The sequence below is a fragment of the Kitasatospora viridis genome (genome assembly GCF_007829815.1).
GTDB lineage: Bacteria > Actinomycetota > Actinomycetes > Streptomycetales > Streptomycetaceae > Kitasatospora > Kitasatospora viridis.
Genome location: NZ_VIWT01000002.1, coordinates 89286 through 108279, shown reverse-complemented (window position 1 = coordinate 108279; position 18994 = coordinate 89286). Strand labels below are relative to the sequence as shown.

General features: G+C 73.7%; 21 protein-coding genes. 5 read left to right on the top strand and 16 right to left on the bottom strand.

Annotated features, from left to right (window positions below):
* Window positions 1–59: 59 nt before the first annotated feature.
* From FHX73_RS27805 to FHX73_RS27735, 16 genes are all read right to left on the bottom strand, one after another.
* Window positions 60–491, bottom strand: a complete 432-nt coding sequence (locus FHX73_RS27805) for a hypothetical protein (protein WP_145908651.1) — start codon at window positions 489–491, stop codon at window positions 60–62.
* 33 nt (window positions 492–524) lie between these two features.
* Window positions 525–2093 carry a zinc ribbon domain-containing protein gene (locus tag FHX73_RS27800; protein WP_145908650.1) on the bottom strand — a complete coding sequence of 523 codons (1569 nt, stop codon included), beginning with the start codon at window positions 2091–2093 and terminating at the stop codon, window positions 525–527.
* Window positions 2094–2095: 2 nt separating this feature from the next.
* A complete protein-coding gene (locus FHX73_RS27795) occupies window positions 2096–2635 on the bottom strand; it encodes a phage tail protein (RefSeq protein ID WP_145908649.1) in 540 nt (179 codons plus the stop codon).
* Entirely contained in the window at window positions 2635–4638 is a 2004-nt protein-coding gene (locus FHX73_RS27790; protein WP_145908648.1) for a putative baseplate assembly protein, read from the bottom strand. The genes FHX73_RS27795 and FHX73_RS27790 overlap by 1 nt, the downstream gene beginning before the upstream one ends.
* Window positions 4638–5048: a GPW/gp25 family protein gene (locus FHX73_RS27785; protein ID WP_145908647.1), complete on the bottom strand. Its 411-nt coding sequence runs from the start codon at window positions 5046–5048 to the stop codon at window positions 4638–4640. Before FHX73_RS27785 ends, FHX73_RS27790 begins: the two co-directional genes overlap by 1 nt.
* A gap of 7 nt (window positions 5049–5055) precedes the next feature.
* Window positions 5056–6924, bottom strand: coding sequence for a phage baseplate assembly protein V (locus tag FHX73_RS27780; RefSeq protein WP_145908646.1), 1869 nt, complete (start codon window positions 6922–6924; stop codon window positions 5056–5058).
* Entirely contained in the window at window positions 6921–7655 is a 735-nt protein-coding gene (locus tag FHX73_RS27775) for a hypothetical protein (protein ID WP_145908645.1), read from the bottom strand. The genes FHX73_RS27780 and FHX73_RS27775 overlap by 4 nt, the downstream gene beginning before the upstream one ends.
* Window positions 7652–8284: a phage tail protein gene (locus FHX73_RS27770; protein WP_145908644.1), complete on the bottom strand. Its 633-nt coding sequence runs from the start codon at window positions 8282–8284 to the stop codon at window positions 7652–7654. Before FHX73_RS27770 ends, FHX73_RS27775 begins: the two co-directional genes overlap by 4 nt.
* Window positions 8285–8344: 60 nt before the next feature.
* On the bottom strand, window positions 8345–8842 hold the full coding sequence (locus FHX73_RS27765) for a phage tail protein (protein ID WP_145908643.1): 498 nt from the start codon (window positions 8840–8842) through the stop codon (window positions 8345–8347).
* 46 nt (window positions 8843–8888) lie between these two features.
* On the bottom strand, window positions 8889–9101 hold the full coding sequence (locus FHX73_RS27760) for a hypothetical protein (protein ID WP_145908642.1): 213 nt from the start codon (window positions 9099–9101) through the stop codon (window positions 8889–8891).
* A 1864-nt stretch (window positions 9102–10965) separates the two neighbouring features.
* On the bottom strand, window positions 10966–11142 hold the full coding sequence (locus tag FHX73_RS44955) for a DUF6760 family protein (RefSeq protein ID WP_342795336.1): 177 nt from the start codon (window positions 11140–11142) through the stop codon (window positions 10966–10968).
* Window positions 11139–11567 carry a phage tail assembly protein gene (locus FHX73_RS27755; RefSeq protein WP_145908641.1) on the bottom strand — a complete coding sequence of 143 codons (429 nt, stop codon included), beginning with the start codon at window positions 11565–11567 and terminating at the stop codon, window positions 11139–11141. The genes FHX73_RS44955 and FHX73_RS27755 overlap by 4 nt, the downstream gene beginning before the upstream one ends.
* Window positions 11568–11581: 14 nt before the next feature.
* Window positions 11582–12049: a phage tail protein gene (locus FHX73_RS27750; RefSeq protein ID WP_170305100.1), complete on the bottom strand. Its 468-nt coding sequence runs from the start codon at window positions 12047–12049 to the stop codon at window positions 11582–11584.
* Between the two features lie 48 nt (window positions 12050–12097).
* Entirely contained in the window at window positions 12098–12685 is a 588-nt protein-coding gene (locus FHX73_RS27745; RefSeq protein ID WP_145908639.1) for a phage tail protein, read from the bottom strand.
* A gap of 1 nt (window position 12686) precedes the next feature.
* Window positions 12687–14255 (bottom strand): phage tail sheath family protein, encoded by a 1569-nt coding sequence (locus FHX73_RS27740; protein ID WP_145908638.1) that lies wholly within the window; start codon window positions 14253–14255, stop codon window positions 12687–12689.
* Window positions 14256–14388: 133 nt separating this feature from the next.
* Entirely contained in the window at window positions 14389–14577 is a 189-nt protein-coding gene (locus FHX73_RS27735; RefSeq protein ID WP_145908637.1) for a hypothetical protein, read from the bottom strand.
* A 226-nt stretch (window positions 14578–14803) separates the two neighbouring features.
* On the opposite strand from FHX73_RS27735, the gene FHX73_RS27730 reads away from it, so the two are divergent.
* The 5 genes from FHX73_RS27730 (at window position 14804) to FHX73_RS27710 (ending at window position 18976) form a co-directional block, all read left to right on the top strand.
* On the top strand, window positions 14804–15631 hold the full coding sequence (locus FHX73_RS27730; RefSeq protein ID WP_145908636.1) for an RNA polymerase sigma factor: 828 nt from the start codon (window positions 14804–14806) through the stop codon (window positions 15629–15631).
* A 12-nt stretch (window positions 15632–15643) separates the two neighbouring features.
* A complete protein-coding gene (locus FHX73_RS27725) occupies window positions 15644–16531 on the top strand; it encodes a hypothetical protein (RefSeq protein WP_145908635.1) in 888 nt (295 codons plus the stop codon).
* 168 nt (window positions 16532–16699) lie between these two features.
* Entirely contained in the window at window positions 16700–17110 is a 411-nt protein-coding gene (locus FHX73_RS27720; RefSeq protein WP_145908634.1) for a GntR family transcriptional regulator, read from the top strand.
* Complete coding sequence (locus FHX73_RS27715) at window positions 17103–17987, top strand: ABC transporter ATP-binding protein (protein WP_145908633.1); 885 nt, start codon at window positions 17103–17105, stop codon at window positions 17985–17987. Before FHX73_RS27720 ends, FHX73_RS27715 begins: the two co-directional genes overlap by 8 nt.
* Window positions 17984–18976 (top strand): ABC transporter permease subunit, encoded by a 993-nt coding sequence (locus tag FHX73_RS27710; RefSeq protein ID WP_145908632.1) that lies wholly within the window; start codon window positions 17984–17986, stop codon window positions 18974–18976. The genes FHX73_RS27715 and FHX73_RS27710 overlap by 4 nt, the downstream gene beginning before the upstream one ends.
* The last annotated feature ends 18 nt before the right edge of the window (window positions 18977–18994 follow it).

The window sequence follows — 18994 nt, the reverse complement described above, 5'->3', positions numbered from 1 at the left end:
TCGAACAGCCTGACGTGCCGACAGGAGGCACCCCAACCGGGGCGCCTCCTGTCGGCACGTCAGCCCGCCGTCACCACCGTGTTCGTGGTGATGAACCGCGCGGTGCCCGGCTTCTCCAGCACCGGATCCGGCACCGGGCCGGCCGGGGTCGGCTGGGTGGCCGGCGTCTCCACGGTGAACAGCGCGGGAAAGCTGCCACCCCGGACCAGCAGCGGCTTGCCCCCGTTGCGGGTCTGCACGGTGAGGTTGTCGGGGAGCACGGTGACGGTCAGCGTGCCCGTGCCGGGGATCGTGAACGGCGGTGCGGTGTACGGCATCGGCTCGCGCAGTTCCGGCGGCAGCTCGTCGCCCGCGAGGCAGGCCGGCAGGCCGGCGACGGTCACGTCGGTGCTCGACCCCGTCAGCGGGACCGGCGCTTCGAGCAGCGGGACGATCGGCTCGGGAACGATGACCTCCAGCAGGTCACCGGTCCGGATCAGGTAGTCGGGCACGCGGCGGGACCCCTCTCCTAGCTGTTCCGATCGTCAGATCTTCAGGCCGAAGAACTCGACCTCGGCGACGGCCGCCGTGGGGTCGGCGCCGACGGTGTCCGGGTAGAGGCCGTCGACTTCCAGGGTCAGGCTGCTCACCGGGGTGAGGTGATCGATGTGGATGGTCTGCGCCTCGCCCGTGTTCTGCGGCGTGATGACCCGGGAGTTGCCGTCCGAGTACCTCAGCTTCAGCACGCTCGGCCGCGCGCCCGGCTGGCAGGCGCCGTCCGTGCGCAGCGTCAGGATCAGGTCCTTCACCACCATCCGGGACGAGAAGGTGAACGTGAGCGTCGGCTTCGGCGCGTCCGGCGCGGCGGGCACCGGGGCCAGCCAGCAGGTGGTGCTGATCCCGTCCGTGGCGTTGGCCGCGGGCCCGGCGGGGAGCGAGGAGTTGGCGGTCGTGGTGGCGGCGTAGAACTGGCCCGGCTTGACCAGCCACTCGGTGACCCGGGTCTGCAGAGCGCGCTCACGGTGGTCGACACTGGTGCGGAAGGCCGGGTAGACGCCGTAGAGCGCGCCGCTGGCGAGGACCAGGACCCCGACCACGACGCGGGCCTTGCGGTAGAACTGCCGGAGCCTGAACCTCAGATCGAGGCGGGACCGCCCGAGCCGGGCACCCTTCGCGCCGTCCTTCCCACCGCCCTTGCCGGCGCCCGGCGCGGCCTGGTCGAGGCGGACCACCTTCGGGCCGCGCCTGGGCACGAGCCGGCGCAGCAGCCGGCGCCACCACCGCTCCCTGACCACCGCGGCCCGCACCAGCGAGGTGCCGCAGCGGCTGCAGAACTTGCGGGCGCCCGGGTTGCCCTCCCCGCACGCGTCGCACACCAGGTCGCCCGGCAGCAGCCGGCGGCTCGGCGCGGTCCTGGTCACCGGGACGGCCCGGGCCCGGGCGGCGCGCGGCGCCTGCTCCTGGATCTCCACGGGGGCGCGGAGCTCGGCGGGTTCGTCCAGCGGCTGTTCTGGCGGCTCCGACGGCTCCGGTTCGCCAAACTCCTCGACCGGCGCGACCAGCGCCGCGGCGTCGCTCAGCCGGGGCGGCGGCGGATCCTCCGCGAACCCGGCGGTGTCGACGGGCTCGGCCGGCTGCGTCAGTTCGGCGAAGAGCTTCGCCAACTCCGCTTCGCTGTCGTCGGCTTGACCTTCCTCCCGGGTGACGTCGGCCGGCTCGGCGTCGTCGGACCCGAAGTAGTCCAGCTCGAACGCCGGCGGCGAAGGCTCGGGCGCCGCCGCGAAGAAGTCCTCCAACGGCTCCCCCGGCTCGTCCTCCTCCTGCTCCGCCTCCGTCTCCACCTCCTCCTCAGCCGGCTCGGCATCAGCTGACTCACCGTCAGCTTCCGCCTCCGGCTGCGGCCCGGCGATCAGGTGGTTCGCCGCCTGGATCGCCCGCTGGACCAGGCCGGCCCGCGGCGCGGCGGCCGCCGCCCGCCGCTCCTCCTCGACCTGCTCGACGACCTTCCGGGCGACCTTCGCGGGCTGCTTCTCCCCGGTCCATTCGAGGAAGCTCCCGCAGGAGCCGCAGAACGCGTCGTCCTCCAGGTTCCGGAACCCGCACTTGCGACACACGATCACTGTTTCACGACCTCCAACCGGTGCGGGACGTGCGCGGGCTTCTCCGCGCTGATCAGCTCCTCCAGGGCCGCAACGTCGACGGCCGAGGGGTCCGGGACCGCGACCTTGACGGAGAACCAGGCCCGGTCCTCGCCCGGCAGCGGGGTGTTCGGCGCGGCGGACCAGCGGATCCCGCCGCTCTCGGCGAGCTCCACCCGGCCCTCGGTGACCAGCTCGATCAGGGCCCGCAGGCCCTCGACGGTGCCGCGACCCCGGTACAGCCGCACCGAGTGCGCGACGGCGGCCCGTTGTCGCTCCAGCGGCCAGTTCTCGTCGAGCACGGTTCCGAGCCAACCGGCCAGCCAGCGCACGAAGTCGGCGGGTGCCAGCAGCGGGTCGGTGTAGGCGTCCAGGCAGTCCAGGGTGGAGATGACGGGGGCCAGCACCTCGTCGAGGGCGGCGGTCCACCGCATCGCCAGCCGGTCCTCCTGGAAGACCGCCGGCAGCAGGCCGCCGATCGGGTAGGGCGTGTCCAGGTCCGCCACCGCGCGGCGCATCAGTGGGCCTCCACCCTGACCTGGTGCTCGTAGGAGAAGACCAGGCTGTTCGGGTCCAGGTCGATCCGGCCGACCTCCCGGCCGCGCGCGCCGGTGACCGGGTCGGCGGTGAACAGCCGCACGTCCTCGACCAGTTCGACGCCGGACACCTGCTGGAGGCGGCCGAAGACCTCGCCGGCCTGCACCGGGCGGCCGAACGGCCAGCCTGCTCCGTCGGGCCCGCCGCCCGGCAGCGGGCTGAGGTAGCGGTAGAGGGCGCCGAGCGCATCCTCCCGCACCCGGTCGGCGTTCACCCGGGGCCGGGCGACCAGCCGCGCGACCACGGTGACGCCCCGGTAGAGCGGCGGTTCGAGCACCACCCGGGTGCCCACCACCCGGACCCGGTCCAGGCCGGCGGCGATCCGTTCCAGCGTCCGCTCGGCCGGGACCAGGTTCTCGAACGGGATCCGGCCGTCCACCACGGCCGCGGCCGGCACGATCAGGATCCGCACTCCCCCGGCTCCGACCCCGGCCCCCTCGCCGTCGCGGCCGGCCGGCACGCAGCGCGCCCGGGCCAGCTCCGGCGCCACCTCGCGGACCAGCACCTCGTAGTCCTCGACGGTGACCGCGCGGCTGCGGCTGCGCACCAGCAGCGGCCCCCGGGCCTTGGCCTCGGCCAGGCTCTCGCCGTCCACCCCGCCCTGGGCCGGGCGCCGGTTCTCCACCGAAGTGACCGACGGGACGGACGACTTGAGCCGGCACAGGGCCCCGGCCGGCACGTTTCCCCGGGCGCCGCCGCCGGTCGCGTAGCCGCGGATCCGCACCTCGGCGCCCTTCTCGGGCGCGGCCCCGTAACGGCGCAGCGCGCCGTCCGGCTCGCGCACCGCCGGGCCGAACAGCACCAGGCCGGAGACCGGGTCGAGGCCGAAGTGCCGGTCCTCGGGCCCGCTGCCGGCGAAGCTGTCGACCAGGGTCCACTCCTGCCAGCCGTCCGCCGAGCTGGTCTCCACGACCGGCGGCCCGTAGCCGGCCAGCACCGGGGCGTGCCGCAGCGGGAACCGCTGCCCGGGCACGCCCTCGCCCTGGCCCAGCACCTCGCGGTCCACCGGCTCGGCGTGCACGGCCTCGGTGCTGGCGCCGACCGTGCAGGCGGTCAGCCCGTCGACCACGGGCGAGTCAGTGTACGGGGGTTGGCCCTCCTCGGGTTCGGTGACGACGGCCCGCAGCCAGCCGGCGCGGTCGCCACCGAGCACGCTCGCCGTGTGCGCGGGCGGGACGTGCAGCACGATCGCGCCGGAGGCGTTCAGCCCGCCGGTCCCGTCCAGCCCCACCTCGCACGCCGTCCAGCCCTCGCCGGTCCAGGCCTCCCAGGCCAGCGGCGGGTGCTTCGGGTTGACGCCCACGCCCTCCACCCGGCCGCGGAAGCCGATCCGGACGGCGCAGCCGGGCACCGGGTCGCAGAGCCCGAGCAGCAGCGCGTCCCCGGGCCGGGGCCGGGGCCCGAACGCCGGGAACGGGCGGCCGTCGGCGAGGTGCCGGGAGCGGTCCGTGCCCTCGGCGTCCGGCCCGTCCCCGGCCGGGTCGGCTGCCCGCGCCGGGTCCGGCGGGCCGAGCCTGACCCTGGCGAGGGTGCAGGGCACCACGTCCAGGTCGGCCACGGTGCTGAACACCACCGACTCGGCGGTCGCGGTGCGCTGGGTGCCGACCCGGGTGCCGGCGGCGATGGTCAGCCGGGCCCGGGCCGGGCTGGACAGCCAGAAGGTGACCGGCGCCCGCGCCGGGGTGGGCGGGAGCACCTGGAGCCCGATCAGGTTGAGGAAGCTGACGTACAGTCGGTCGGGCACCTGGTTGAGCCGGAACAGCAGGTGGTCGGTCAGGTGCGCGAAGGTCTCGATCAGGGTGACGCCCGGATCGGAGACGTTGTGGTCGGTCCACTCGGGGCAGCGCCGCATCACGAAGCGCTTGGCCTCGTCGACCAGGTCCTGGAACCGGCGGTCGTCCAGATCGGGGGCCGGCAGCGGCATCAGTACTCGCCTTCCTCGCGCTCGGGGATGGTGTAGAAGGGGAAGACCAGGTTGCGCGGGCTGTTGGTGCCCGGGACCTCGTAGCGGATGTCGATGTACAGCAGGCCGCTGCGCTCCCCGTCCGGGTACACGGCCACGTCGGTCACGGTGACCCGCGGCTCCCACTGCTCGATCGCGTCGCGCACCACGGCGGCGATCTCGGCGGTCTTCTCCGCGCTCGCGCCGTCGAAGACGTAGTCGCGCAGGGTGCTGCCGAAGAGCGGCCGCATCGGGCGCTCGCCCGGGTACGTCCGCAGGATCAGCGCCATCGCCTGCTCCAGTCGGGCCTCCCCGGAGACCATCGCCACGCCGCCGGCCGGCTCCACCGCGAACGGGAACGCCCAGCCGGTGCCGATGAAGTCGGCCGTCACCGGGCCCTCACCCGCCCAGCGCGATGGACGGGGCGGAGACCGAGACGGTGCCCTGGCTGCGGATGGTGAGCGAGGCCGCCGCCGTCAGCGTCAGCTCGTCGCCGCCGTCCACCGTCACGGTGCCGCCCGGGCCGGTGACGATGTTGACCGTGCCGGCCTCGCCGCACCTGATGGTCAGTCGGCCGCCCGGTTCCGGGGGCGAGCAGCTGAGCTCCAGCGAGCCGTGGACGGTGTCGATGCCCAGGCCGAACGCGCCGTCACCGGAGCCGAGCAGGATCTGCGCGCCCTCGGGCTCGGGCGCCTCCCCCATCTCGTCCAGGAACACCAGCCGGTTTCCCGAGGCCGACACGAAGCCGCGCCGCGCCACCGAGGAGTCCGCTCCCCCGGGCCCCCGCCGGACCGCCTCGCCGCCCAGGCTGTAGCTGCTGTCCTCGGTGACGATGCCGCCGAGCACGTACGGGCGCCGCGGATCGCCGAACTCGAAGCCGACCAGCACCTGGTCGCCGACCTCCGGCAGGAACATCGCCCCGCTGCGCCGGCCGGCCCCGAACTGCACCACCGGCGCCCAGTCGGTGCGCACGTCCGGGGAGAGCCAGGGCAGGGTGAGCCGCACCCGGGCGTGGCCGTCGCCGATGTCGTCGACCAGCGCACAGACCAGGCCCGGGATCCGCACGGGCTCGCCGCCGCCCGGGGCCGAGGCCGAGGCCAGCCCCAGCAGCGAGCGGTCGCGCACGCCGCCGGCGGCGAACTCGGTGCGGTAGCCGCCCGAGGTCAGGTCGAACACGTGCCGGGAGCGGTTCACCAGCCAGACCTCCGGGAAGCGGTTCGGGATGCCGGAGATCCGGACCGAGGCGCCGGGCCGGATCGCGCCGTCGCCGAGCGCCTCGCCCTCGGCCTCGGCGAAGGTGCCGCCGACCGAGGCGGCCAGCGCCGCGGCGGCGGCCTCGGGCCCGGCCACCGGCAGGGTGCTCACGACGTGGGCGGTCGGGCTGGGCGGCGGCGCGGTGTCCGGGCCCGCCGGGTCCGACGGACCGGTCGGGACCGCCGCCCGCTCCTCGCCCGGGTTGCCGTCCCGGCCGGTGCGGAACAGCTCGGTGACCTCGGCCAGTTGCTGCCGGCGGGGCGCGGATGCGCCGGTCGCCGAGGCCGGCACCGGCGCGGCGGCCGAGAGCGCGGCCCGCAGCGGGTCCCAGACCCGCACCTCCACGTCCGGGGTCAGGTTCCCGGCCGTCACCCGCGGCTCGAAGCGCAACAGCGAGCCGGGGACCGTCAGTTCGGGCAGGTCCTGCGCCGACTGCGCGAGCACGGCGGCCCGGCGGTAGTGGAAGCGCCCGTCGGCCATGCCGAACTCGAACCCGGTCTCGGCGGCCCGCTGGGCGAGGAACTCCCAGTCGGTCTGGTTGCACTGCAACAGGTGCTCGTGCACCACCTCGGTCTCGGTGATCTCGCCGACCGGCAGCCGCGCCTCGGCGGCGATCCGCCGCGCGATGTCGGCGTCGGTGGCGTCGTCGAACGACCTGGTCCGCCGGGCCCGTTGCAGCCGGTGGCAGAGGTCGTAGCCGCGCACCACGGTCTGCCCGGCGAGCCCGTGGTACGAGCCCTCGACGGCGGTCACCTCGCCGACCACCAGCCGCTGGTCCCGCCCGGCGCCGACCGACACCTGGACCCGCGCGCCGATGTCCAGCCCCGCCTCGTCCAGCGCCCTCCCGGTGAGGTCCTCGAAGCAGAGCACGAACATCGCCGGCAGCAGCAGGTGGGTGTCCACCTCGACGTGCGCCAGGCACCTGGCGGCCACGCCGGACAACGGCCGGCCCGGGCCCTCGCCGACCGACACCGTGGGCCACACGATGCCGCCGTGGAGCTGATTCGCCGTCATCCTTCGCTCTCCTGAGTGCTCGGCAGGTACAGGCGGGTCCCGGGCGGTACGCGCAGCGGGTCGTGGATCCCGTTGGCCGTGGCGATCTCGCGCCACCGGCTCGCGCTGCCGTAGGTGCGCAGCGCGAGCTGGGGCAGGTTCTCGTCGCCGGTGACCAGGTGGGTGCGGCGGCCGGCGGGGCCGCCGGAGGTCGGGTTGGTGCCGGGGCGGTCCTGCGGGATCACGTGCATGGTCAGGTCGACGGCCGCCCGCACCGGAGTGCCGGAGCTGGTGAACCTGGTGAAGTTGACCGTCACCCGATCGAGCAGGACGTCGTGGCCGAGCAGCACGTCCGGGCCCTGCGCCCAGGTGAAGCGCAGGAACGGCAGGACGGCGTTCTCCGGCTTCTCCGTCCGCTCCTTGACGGCGTAGCTCCAGTTGAGCAGGCGCAGGCAGTCGCGGGGCACGGTGTCGCCGTTGAACACCGCCCTGCTGATGGTGATGATCGTCTTTCCGTTCAGCAGCTCCAGGTCCTTCGGCCCGCCGAGGACCGGCGAACCGTGCGGCTCGGCGAGCTTCGAGGCGGACAGGTCCCGCCCCGTCATGCCGTGCACGATCGAGACCGCGCTCGGGTTGTAGCGGAAGACCACGCACTCCGTCATGCCCCGGTCCGAGACCGGGCCCAGTTTCGCGTTCCCCGTCGGCTGCTCCTCCGCCGTGGGCAGCGCGGGTCGGGGGATCTCCACGGTCATCGCGCCGCCTCCTCCTGCCCGACGGGGGCGGTCGGCGGCAGGAAGCCCATGTGCCGGAGCGTCAGCGTCTCGGTGGCGACGGCGTTCGAGGTGGCCCCCAGCTCCGGTCCCTGCCAGGAGACCGGGAGGGCCTCCCGCAGCACCCACGTCGCGACGCGTTCCTGGTGCACGTCGTGCAGTTCGATCTCCACCGTCCCCGCGAGCTTGGCGAGGGCGTGCTCACCGCCGTCCGCCCAGGCGGCGACCAGGCTGTTGAGCCACACCTGGAGCCGGTGCGAGTCGGTCGTCCCCACCGCCCGCTTCAGCACCACCGGGGAGTACTCCACCCGCAGCGGCAGTTGGACAGCGCCGTCGTAGTGGCCGCCGACCTCGATCGGCTCGGTCTTGAACTGCACGTCCAGCCCCGTGCACGAGGCCCACTCACCGAGCCGGCTGCTGATGCCGCCGGCCGTGAACGTGACGGCGAAGCGCATGGCCAGGCCGAGGCGGTCGAACGACCCGTCACCCGCCGCCCGGCCGCGGAGCGCCGACACGCCGGTCGACAGACCGGTGCCGACGGCCGGTGCCAGGGACTGCGCGAGCGCGCCGCCGCCCTGGCCGTCGGCCGCGACGAAGGACGCGATGCTCATGGGTGGACCGCCTTTCTGGCTTTCTGGGTTTCTGGTTCTCGGGAACTGGGGTCCGCCCGGTCAGATCGGGGAGAGCATCGACAGGTCGTCGTCGAGGAAGCCGTGGTGGGCGAGTTCGAGCGTCTCGATCGCCGGACGGCCGCCCTCCGCTCCGAAGTCCTCGACGGTCCACGCGATCGGGAAGAACTCGTTGAGCCGCCACTGCACCAGCGGGGTCCCGGCGAAGTCGACGAGCTGGATGGTGCCGCTCTGCGGCTGCGGCTTCTTCGCGGTCTGCGCGAGCCAGTGCTGCACGACCCGCGAGTACGGGCCGGCCGCCCGGCTGAGCTTGATCGGCTGGTACTCGGTGAGCCCGGGGAACAGCCGGACCTGGTTGCCCTGGCCGCCGACCCGGTACTTGATCGGCTCCCAACGCACCGTCAGGCCGCTCACCTTGGCCCAGTCCCCGAAGTGGTACTTGACGTTGTCGATGAGCACCGCGTACCGGTGGCTCATGGCGACGCCGACCCCGCCGGCGAGGCCCTGGGCGTTCTCCGCGGTGTCGAGCGCGTCAGTCATGGCGTGTTCCTGTTCCCGTCCATCTCGTCCATCTCGCCTATCGCGTCTATCGCGTCCAGCCGAACGGTCCGCCCGCGCCGAGCCGGCCCGTGCGTTCGCGGTGGACCAGCAGGTCGCTCCGCAGCCAGCGGTGGACCCGCTGGTACACCTGGATCGCCAACTCCTCGATCTGCTCCTCGTCGTCCAGGTCCAGCGGACGCCGGGCGCCGGGCGCGGTGGGCCGCTCCCCGGACGGGGTCGGCTCCGGGTCGCGGGCCACCGGGGGTGCTGCCGGCGGTAGTTGGGGCGGGTCCGGGGTGCTGTCGGGCAGCGCGGGTGCGGGCGGGCGCGGTGTCGTGCCGTCCTGTTGCCGCTGCGCTCCGCCTGTCGACGGCCCTCGGACCGTCGGCGGGGCGGCCCACGGAGCGGTCCACGAGGTCGTCCGCGAGGTCGTCCGCGAGGTCGGCGGTGGCGCGCCGACCTGCTGCCGCTGTGCTCCGCCCGTCGACGGCTCCGGGACCATCGGCGGGGTAACCCACGGGGCGGTCCACGAGGTCGGCGGTGGCGCGTCGGCCGGTGTCGGAGCCGCTCCCGCCACGCCGACTGGTGCCCGGCTCGGCACGCCCAACTGGCGTTCTGCGGCCTCCGTCTCAGCAGGGTGGGGACGTTGCGGCGCCAACCCGATCGGCGCGGCGTCGAACGGTCCGACCAGCACTGGCGGGTCCACTCCGAGGTCGACCGCCTGCGCCGCTGCCGGAACCGGCAGCGGCTCTGGCGGTGGCGGTGGCGGGCTGGTCGGGACAGGTGAGGTCGGCAGCGGCAACGCCACCATGGGTGGCTGGGCGCTCGGTTGAGCGGCCGGTCGCGGATGGATCAGCGGTGCCTCCGCCGGGCGCCGCACGGACCGCGCCGTCACCGACGCCAACCGGGCGCGGGAACGGGGATGAGCTCGGACCGGCGATGCCACTGGCCGCAGCGGCGCCGGGGCCCGGGCCGGCGGTCCGGTCGCGGGTGCCGCCGGCTCAGGCAGCGCTGGTGCAGGCACCGTCGGGACCGGGGCAGCGGCACGATCGGTAGCCTCCGGCTCGGGTGCCTGCCGCACACCAACCTGCGGACGCGGTTCCGGCACCTTCGCCTCGACCGGAACCACATCCGTCCGAACCGGCTCGACCGGTTCCAGCTCCGCTTCCCCCTCCGCGTCCGGTTCCTCCTCATCAGCCGCCCCCGGAGCGGTCCGGCGGATCGGGGTGCCGAGTCCGATCCTGCGGCTCTCCGCCAACGAGGCTCGCCTTGGAGTTTCCTGACGATGCGTCGGCTGCTGTCGCGGGGGCGGCGGGGCGGTCACCTCGCTCGCCCATGACCCCCCTTCAGGAAGCAGCGGCGGAAAGCCCACCGGTGCCACCGCGCCGTCCGCAGCACCGTCGTCGGCCCAAGGCGGACGGTAGGACTCGATCATGCGCAGCCAGGCCGAGGACGCGTACTGGTCCGGCTCCGCGACCGGCTCCCCCACGTACTCGGCGTCGGCCCGGACCAGGCTCGGCCGGGGCGCCGTGGGCCTCGCGAGGACGCGCGGAGTGCGTCGCGCAACGACGGGCGGCAGCACGGGCGTTGGCGGCTCGGGCTTTGGCACCTTGGGCATTGACGGCTCGGTCACCGCCGGCTCGGGCCCTGTCGGTTCGGGCCCTGTCGGCTCGGGCGACACCGCGGGCGCCGCCCCCTCAGGAACCGCCACTCGCTGCGACGACAGGCGCCCGCCCCACGCACTCACCTCCTCCCGCACCACCGCCAGACCCACCACCCGCCCCACCGCCGGCGCCACACCAGGCACCGCCCCGCCCTCGGCAGCCGCCCGACCGGCCCTCCGCCGCCGCAAGCGCGGCGCCAGGATCAGCGGTTGGCTCGCGGCGTCCGTGAGCACGCCCAGCGAGGACCCCATGGTCAGCCTCGCCTGACGGACGGTCGGCGACACCGGCGACAGCCGCCGCCAACTCCCATCATTACCTGACGACTCATCAGCCACACCAGACTGCCTAACACTTGACGACGGCACGGGCCGACCCCGGCGCCGCCATCGCGACAGCCACCGCATCTCGCTCTCCTCTCCGTCCGTCCGTCCGTCCGGCTCCGGTCACGTCACGGGCTGGTCAGCGGCCCCGGCCGGCCGCCGCATCCGTCTCCAGGCGCTGGTGGATCCGTCCGACCTCCGCGATCACCCGCGCCCGGACCGGGTGCGCGAGGTCGAGCAGGTCGCCCGGCGACCAGTGCAGGTAGTAGGCGAGGTACACCACCTCCTCCCACAGCCGGTCGGCCGGGTAGGTCAGGATTCCCCCGGGGCATCACCGGCGACGTCCACCGCGAACTCGTGCCCGCACGCGGGGCAGTTGACCTCGGCCTCGGTGTGCCCGTCCTGGTTGATCCGCCGGTAGAGGTCCTGGAGGAAGGCCAGGTCGGAGGCGAAGAGGTTCTCGATCACCAGGGCGTCCACGGCCGGGGCCGCGCCCAGGCGGGTCACGGTCCGGGAGAGCAGCAGGACGCTGAGGTACACCGGGTTCTGCCGGACCCGCGGGTCGCTCTGGCTGCTGATCTCGTCGCGCGCCGTGGCCAGGCGCATGACGCCGTCCCGGTGCACCCGGCCCTGCTCGTCGACGTAGCCTCGGGGCAGCGTGAACGGGTAGGTGGTCGTCAGCGCGGCCGGTTCCGCCGGCGGGGCGCCGGGCGGGGCGGCGGGTACGTGCTGCGTCGGCATGGGTCCCTCGTTCCTCATCCGGTCGGCTGCATCAGGATCTGGTCGCAGTACAGCGTCACGGTCTCGTTGATCACGTCCGTGGACCCGGCCCGCATCGCGCCGATCTCCAGCCGCGACGGCCAGGCGTTCTCCAGGACGTAGGTGATGATCGGCGTGGCGGACTTCGGGGAGGAGCCGGCCGCGAAGAGCTGGAGCGAGCAGGTCTTGCGCGCCGCGGGGTCGCCCATCAGCACCGCCTGGTGCCAGGCCCACATGTAGGTCTGGGTGTCGAGGCCGCGCGCGAGGGTCACCGCGGGCGGCTTGGTCTTGCCGTACTGCTTGGTGTGCACGATCCCCCCGACGCCCGAGGAGATGTACTCGACCGGTTCGACCTCGGTGTTGATCCCGCTCAGTTCGCTGAACGAGGCGACCTGGATCCCATCCACCTGGATCACGAAGGTCGACGCGCTCATCACGGTCGGGTTGCCGTCGGCGTTCGCCATCTGGCCCATCACTCCTTCCTGTTGGGGCTGCGCTGCGGCCGCTCTGTGTCACCGCGTCGGCGGCAGGGTCGGCGGGGGCGCGGTGAGGTGCGCCGGGCCCCGGCCGTCGCCGTGGCCCTGGGCGATCTGGTCGCAGACGATCGTGACCTCCTCGGTCACGATGCCTTCGCCCGCCTGGGCCGATCCGATGGCGATCCGTGAACACCAGGCGTTCATCAGGGTGTAGCTCGCGATCGGCGCCGTCGGCTGGTACTTCTGGACGCCGGGGAGGTTGCTGGTGCTGGTCGGGGCACCCGGGCCCCAGGCGGGGTAGATGTCCAGCCCCACGCAGTCGACGCGCGCCTTGGGGTTGCCGTCCAGGGCGAGTTGGTGCCACTGCCAGAGCGCCAGGTTGTTGTCCAGGCCGCGCCGCAGCGTCACCGTCGGCGGCTTGGTCATGCCGAACTGCTTGGTGTGGTTGACGTATCCGGTCGGGTCCACCGAGATGTACTGCTGGACGTCGATCTCGCTGTTGATGCCTTCGAGCTCCCGGAAGGCGATCTTCTGCAACTGGCTGCTGCCGAAGGGGGCGGCCCAGGAGATGATGAAGACCGGGGCTGAGGCGAGGACGGGGGGAGCTGAATCCGGGTTCGACATGTCACTCCTCCAGGGCCGTGCCCTGCGAGTACTGCGAGACCCGGAAGACGATGAACTCGGCGGGCTTGACCGGGGCGATGCCGATGTCGACGGTGAGGATGCCGGCGTCCCGGTTCTCCGGCGGGTTGTTCTCCTCGTCGCACTTGACGAAGAACGCCTCCTCCGGGGTGCGGCCGAACAGCGCTCCGCTGCGCCATACCCGGCGCAGGAACATCGTGATGGTGCGGCGCACCGCCCCCCACAGGAAGCGGTCGTTGGGCTCGAACACCACCCAGTTGGTGCCGTCGAGGATGGACTTCTCGACGTAGTTGAAGAGTCGTCGCACGTTCAGGTAGCGCCACTCGGGGTCGCTCGACAGCGTCCGCGCTCCCCAGATCCGGATGCCCTGGCCGGGGAAGGAGCGGATGCAGTTGACCGCGATCGGGTTGAGCAGGTCGTGCTCACCGCGGGTGATGTTGGTCTCCAACTGGAGCACTCCGCGCAGCACTTCGTTGGCCGGTGCCTTGTGCACGCCCCGGTTCGCGTCACTGCGCGCCCACACCCCGGCGACGTGGCCGCTGGGCGGCATGGGCGCCGGTCGGCCCTGGGCCGGGTCCATCACCTTGATCCAGGGCCAGTACAGCGCCGCGTACTTGGAGTCGTACCCGGCGAAGTCCGTGCGCCACTCCTGGACTTGCTGGGCGCCCAGGCCCGGCGGCGGGTCCAGGATCGCCACCCGGTCGGCCATCAGCTCGCAGTGCGCGATCATCGCGAGCTGCACGGCCTTGACACCGTCGAGGTCGACCGAGCCGTTCTGGTAGGCGGCCATCAGGTCGGGGACGCAGAGCATGGTGACGTTCTCGACCGCCTCCAGGCCGGCGAAACCGGTGCGGTCGGCGGTGTCCCCGACGTAGTCGGCGGGGGTGATCCGGGCCGGCGCCGCCCCGGTCGCGGCGGGCGCGACGACGGCCGCCCCGGGCACCGCGACCCGGACGCCCTTGGCCGGGACCAGCGCAGCCGCGCCCTTGACCTCCTCCAGGGCGAGCAGCCGGGAGGACTCCTTGACCACCGTGGCGGCGTGCCGGGGGCCGCGCCGCAGCGAGAGGTTGTCGAACACCTCGGCCTCGCGCTCGCCCTGACGGATGATCAGCTTGAACAGCCCTTCGTCCGGCTCGCCGGCGTCCGCGACCTCGACGCTCAGCTCCGCACCCGGCTGCCCCGGGGCCGCCGGCAGCGCCTTGGCGCGCAGCACCGGGCGGTCGTCCGCACCGGCGGCGGGCAGTTCGCCGTGCGCGGCGACGGGCGGCGCCGCGCCGTCCTCGCCCGGCTCGGCCCCCACCCGCACCACGTACGCCGCACCGCCCCCGTTGAGGAAGTACCCGTAGACCGCCTGCGGCAGGTAGGCGCCCTCGACGAAGCCGCCGAAGGCCTTCGTGTACTGCGTCCAATTGGTCACGAGCGTCGGCTGGTTGGACACCCCGCGCTCGGCGAACCCGACGAACGCGCACACCGCGGTGCCCACGCCCTCGATCGGCCGGGAGCCCGAGGAGACCTCCTCGACGTAGACCCCCGGGGATTGATACGTAGCCACCTGTCCTCCTTCGCGACCGCCCCGCACGACGACGTCGGGCCGGCGCCGATCAGTCTCGGCCGCCCGCACCGGCGCCGACTGCGCGGTCCGGTGGCGAAAAGCGCACCCCGGACTGCGTGATCGCGCAGCTCGCTCATTCGATGATCGCCTGGAAGAAGACCACGGCGCCCGCGAACGCGGCGCCGGCGGTCAGGAAGCCGGTGGCCGGGGCGGCGCCCGCGAGGACGGTAAGGATCCCGGCGGCGGCCGCGCACAGGACGCCGAGGAGGAGGATCACGGCGGCGCGCTGGCCGAGGAGGGGGCGGGCCGGTTTGTTGCTCATGTCGACTCCCGGTGGATGAGTGGCTGAGTGGATCGGTGGGGCGGTGCGCTGGTGCGCGGTGCCCGTGCATCAGGGGTCTAGGTGGTTGACTGGCCATCACCCCTCGCGTGACGTAGGTCACTTGGGAAAATCGGTGTCGGGGCGCGGGGCGGCCGGGGTCGGGGGCCTAGAACGGGTGCGAGGGGCCGTCGGGGGGTCGGCACAGGACCGTCGAGGAGGAGCAGGTGTGGAACACGAGCTTGCGGGGCCCGGAGGCCCCCGGTCTGCCTCGGGCCGTTCGATCATCCGGCCCGGTGCCGCCGCGGAGCACGGGGAGCGGCTGGCCGCGCTCGACGAGGAGCTCGTCCGGGCCGGCGGCGGAACGGCCGGTGACCGTGCGGCCAGGCTCGCGGCGGACGCGGAGGTCGTGCGGCGGCTGCGGCAGGTCGGGTTCGCCGGGCCGCTGTACCAGCAGGTCATGGGTCAACTGATGCAGTACGGCTGGAACGTGCTCACCCCGTGGTGCGGCTCGGGCATCGTCTTCGCCCAGGCCCGCGCCGCCGGGCGCCCCGTGCCGGAAAGCATGATCGTCACGCCGTGGGAGCGCGACGACCGCCACGAGGTCGCCACCGAGACGATCCTGGCCGGCGCCCGGCTGTTCCACCGTCAGGCCCTGGTCAACGGCCGGTGGAGCCCCACCGGCGGGGCGAGCCTGACCACCTTCTACCTGGGTGCGTGCCTGCTGTCCTTCAAAGGCGAGTACCAGCGCTGGCACCGCAGCCGCACGGCCGCCGCCCGGCAGGTGAGCGAGGACGCCGACGAGGTGCTGGCCGCCCTGCCGGACCAGCGCGCCGTCGATCCACTGGAGGCCGTCGTGCTGCGGAGCCAGGTGGCGAGCGTGCTCACCGCCCTGCCCGACCCGAAGCTGCGCGAGGCCCTCGTACTGCGGGGCGCCGGATACAGCCAGGCCGAGGCCGCCCACCGCGTCGACCTCAGCACGAAAGCCTTGGAGAGCCGGGTCGGCCGGGCCCGCACCAAGCATCGCAACGACAATTCCGACTCCGTCACGAACTGACGAGGGGGGACGATGACCATCCGGAAAGACCTGACCCCGGCGGGACCCGCCGCCGACCCGGCCGTCCCCGACCCGGCCGAGGGATTCGCCGACCTGCTCGCCGCCTCCAGCCTGGGCGCCCCGCACGTGCGGCCCTTCATGGCACCGCTGCCCGAGGCGATCGGTGCGCGCGTGGCCGAGCACCTCGGGCTCGACGCCGCCGGTCCGCCGTGCGAGGCGGCGCTCCCGGAGCAGGCCCACGCCCTGGTGATCACCGTCGCTGTCCAGGGGGGCGACGCCGACGACGAGGCCACCCGGGCGCGGACGCGCGCGGAGCTCCGCACGGTGCTCTACGGGGCCTTCGCCGACGTCGGCGTCCCCGAGGCCGCGCTGTATTGGGAGGAGCGCGGCGACGGCGTGCTGCTCGCGATGCACGGCGACGTGCCGCCGGGCCGGTTGCTGGGCTCCTGGCCGGCCGCGGTGCACGAGCGCCTGCGTCGCGCCAACGCGGGGCGACGAGCTCCGCTGGCCTTGCTGATCGGGATGGACGCCGGCCCGGTCTTCTTCACCATGACGGGAATCCACGGGACCGCGGTAGCCATCAGCTGCCGACTGTCCATCGCGCGCCCGACCTGGGAACTGCTCGACCGGGAACGGGCGGACATCGCTCTGGCCGCCTCCAATCAGCTCTTCGAGGAGGCAACCCGGTACGGCGGGCCTTCCTTCGACCCGGACGCCTTCACCTGCGGGCGGGTGGGCCGGCGAACGGGGGCGGCCTGGTTCCAGCTGCCCGGACGCCCGCGCCCACTCCTGGACACCCGCTGGACGCGCAGCACCGCAGTGACGGCCCATCAGCCCGGCACCAGCATCCACGCGGCCGCCCGCATGTTCACCGGAGCGGAGCACTCCCGACCCTGGTAGACGCCGCCGGACCGCACCCCACGCACAGCACACCCCACTGACTCCTCGTCACCCCCTCCCACCTCGCCAAACCCCCTCCCCCCGCCGGTCACGCCACCGGTCGACTTGACGTGCCGTCATCCCCTGCATCACCATTCCACTAATGCCTTAGTGGAATGGTGATGCAGGATGGACTACCGCATCGACCGGCACAGCGGGGTGGCGACGTACCTGCAGATCGTGCAGCAGACCAAGCACGCCCTGCGGCTGGGTCTGCTGCTGCCGGGAGACAAGCTGCCCACGGCCAAGGAGGTGGTGGCGGCGACCGCGATCAACCCGAACACGGTGCTCAAGGCCTACCGCGAGCTGGAGCGCGAGGGCCTGGTCGCCCCGCGCCCGGGGCTCGGCACCTTCGTGCTGCGCTCGCTGGCCCGCGAGGAGGGCGCGGCCGACTCGCCGCTGCGCGCCGAGCTGGCCCAGTGGGCGGCCCGGGCCAGGCGGGCCGGGCTCGGGCGAGAAGACGTCGCGGCCCTGGTGGCCTCGGTGGTGGAACAGGAGTTCGCCGAGAGCGGCGGCTCCGGGAGGGGAAACGATGACTGAACCAGGGACAGCCCTGGCCGTGACAGGGTTGGGCAAGCGGTACCGGCGCGGCTGGGCGCTGCGGGAGTGCTCGTTCGCGCTGCCCGCCGGGCGGATCTGCGCCGTGGTCGGGCCGAACGGAGCGGGCAAGTCCACGCTGCTGGCCATGGCGGCCGGGTTGCTGGCACCCAGCGCCGGCACCCTGGAGCGGGCCGCCGAACGGGTCGCCTACGTCCCCCAGGACCGGTCGCTCTACCCGCGCTTCACCGTGGCCGACGTGCTGCGGCTGGGCCGGGAGCTCAACCCCGCGTGGGACCAGGCCAAGGCCGAGCAGGTGCTGGCCTCGGGCGGCTTCCCGACCAGCGCCCGGATCGGCTCGCTCTCCGGCGGCCAGCGCACCCGGGTGTCGCTCGCCCTGGCGCTGGGCAAGCGGCCCGACCTGCTGCTGCTGGACGAGCCGATGGCGGATCTGGACCCGCTGGCCCGGCACGAGTTGATGGGCCTGCTGCTGGCGGAGGCGGGCGAGCAGGGGACCACGGTGGTGATGTCCTCGCACGTGATCGCCGAACTCGCCGAGTCCTGCGACTTCCTGGTGCTGCTGTCCGGCGGCCGGGTCCAGCTGGCGGGCGACGTCGAGGAGTTGCTGGCGCTGCACCGGATCGTGGTCGGCCCGGCCGACGCGGCCGGCACGCTGGCCGACCATCTGGTGGTGGCGCGGCGCGAGTCGGGCCGGCAGCTGACCGCGCTGCTGCGCACCGGCGCTCCGGTGCCGCCGCCCTGGCAGGCCACGGCGCCGAACCTGGAGGAACTGGTGCTGGAGCACCTGCGCGCGCAGGGCGCCCCGCCCCTGCTGACCGACGAGGCACGTGTCGCGGAACTGGTGGAGGTGGGCGGATGACCGCCGTGCTGGAGGCGCCGGTGCGCCGCACGTTCGCACCGAGCGGCCTGCGCTGGCTGATGTGGCGTCAACTGCGCCCGGCCGTGTGGGGGGCACTGGTCCTGCTGCTGGCCGCCGGGGTCGGCGCGCTGTGGTTGCACGGCCAGGAGGTCGACTTCATCCGCAGCCACGGCATCGCCGGCTGCGCCGAGATCAGCCTGGACCCGAACTGCCAGCAGCCCGGCGTCCAGGAAGCGGTGCTGGAGTTCCGGAACGGCTACGGGCGCCTGCTCCAGCTGACCGGCATGCTGCTGTTGCTGCTGCCGGCCGTGCTGGGCGCGGGTCTCGGAGCGCCGCTGCTGGCCCAGGAGTGGGAGCAGGGCACCTGGAAGCTGGTGCTGAGCCAGTCGGTCACCCGGCGCCGCTGGGTGCTGGCCAAGCTCGCGGCCGCCGGGCTGCTGGTCTCGGTGCTCGCGGGGGCGCTCGCGCTGCTGTACCGGTGGGCCTGGCACCCCTCGGCCAACGACGTCTCCGGCATCGCCTGGTACAGCAAGTTCTTCTTCAGCACCGGCGGCCCCGACCTGGCCGCGACGGCTCTGCTGGCACTGGCCGTGGGCGCCCTGGCCGGAGCGCTGCTGCGGCGCACGCTGCCCGCGATGGCGGTCACGGTGGTGCTGGTCGGCCTGCTGCAGGCCGCCCTGACGGCGGTGCGCCCGCACCTGTGGGGCTGGCACACGGTGATCGTCCCGCGCTCCGAACTGCCCAACAGCACCTGGGGCTTCGCCCAGGGCTTCATCCGTCCGGACGGCACCAAGCTGCCCTACGACGGCTGCGGGCTGCCGGCCCCGGCCGACTGCGCCGCCAAGTACGCCGGCTCGGCCGAGTACACCGACCTGCACCGCGCCACCGACTACTGGCCGTTGCAGGCGGTCGAGACCGCCATGTGCCTGGGCCTGGCCGTGCTGCTGGCGATGGTCACCGTCGCCTGGGTGCACCGCCGGCTCGCCTGACCGACCTGCCCGGCGCCA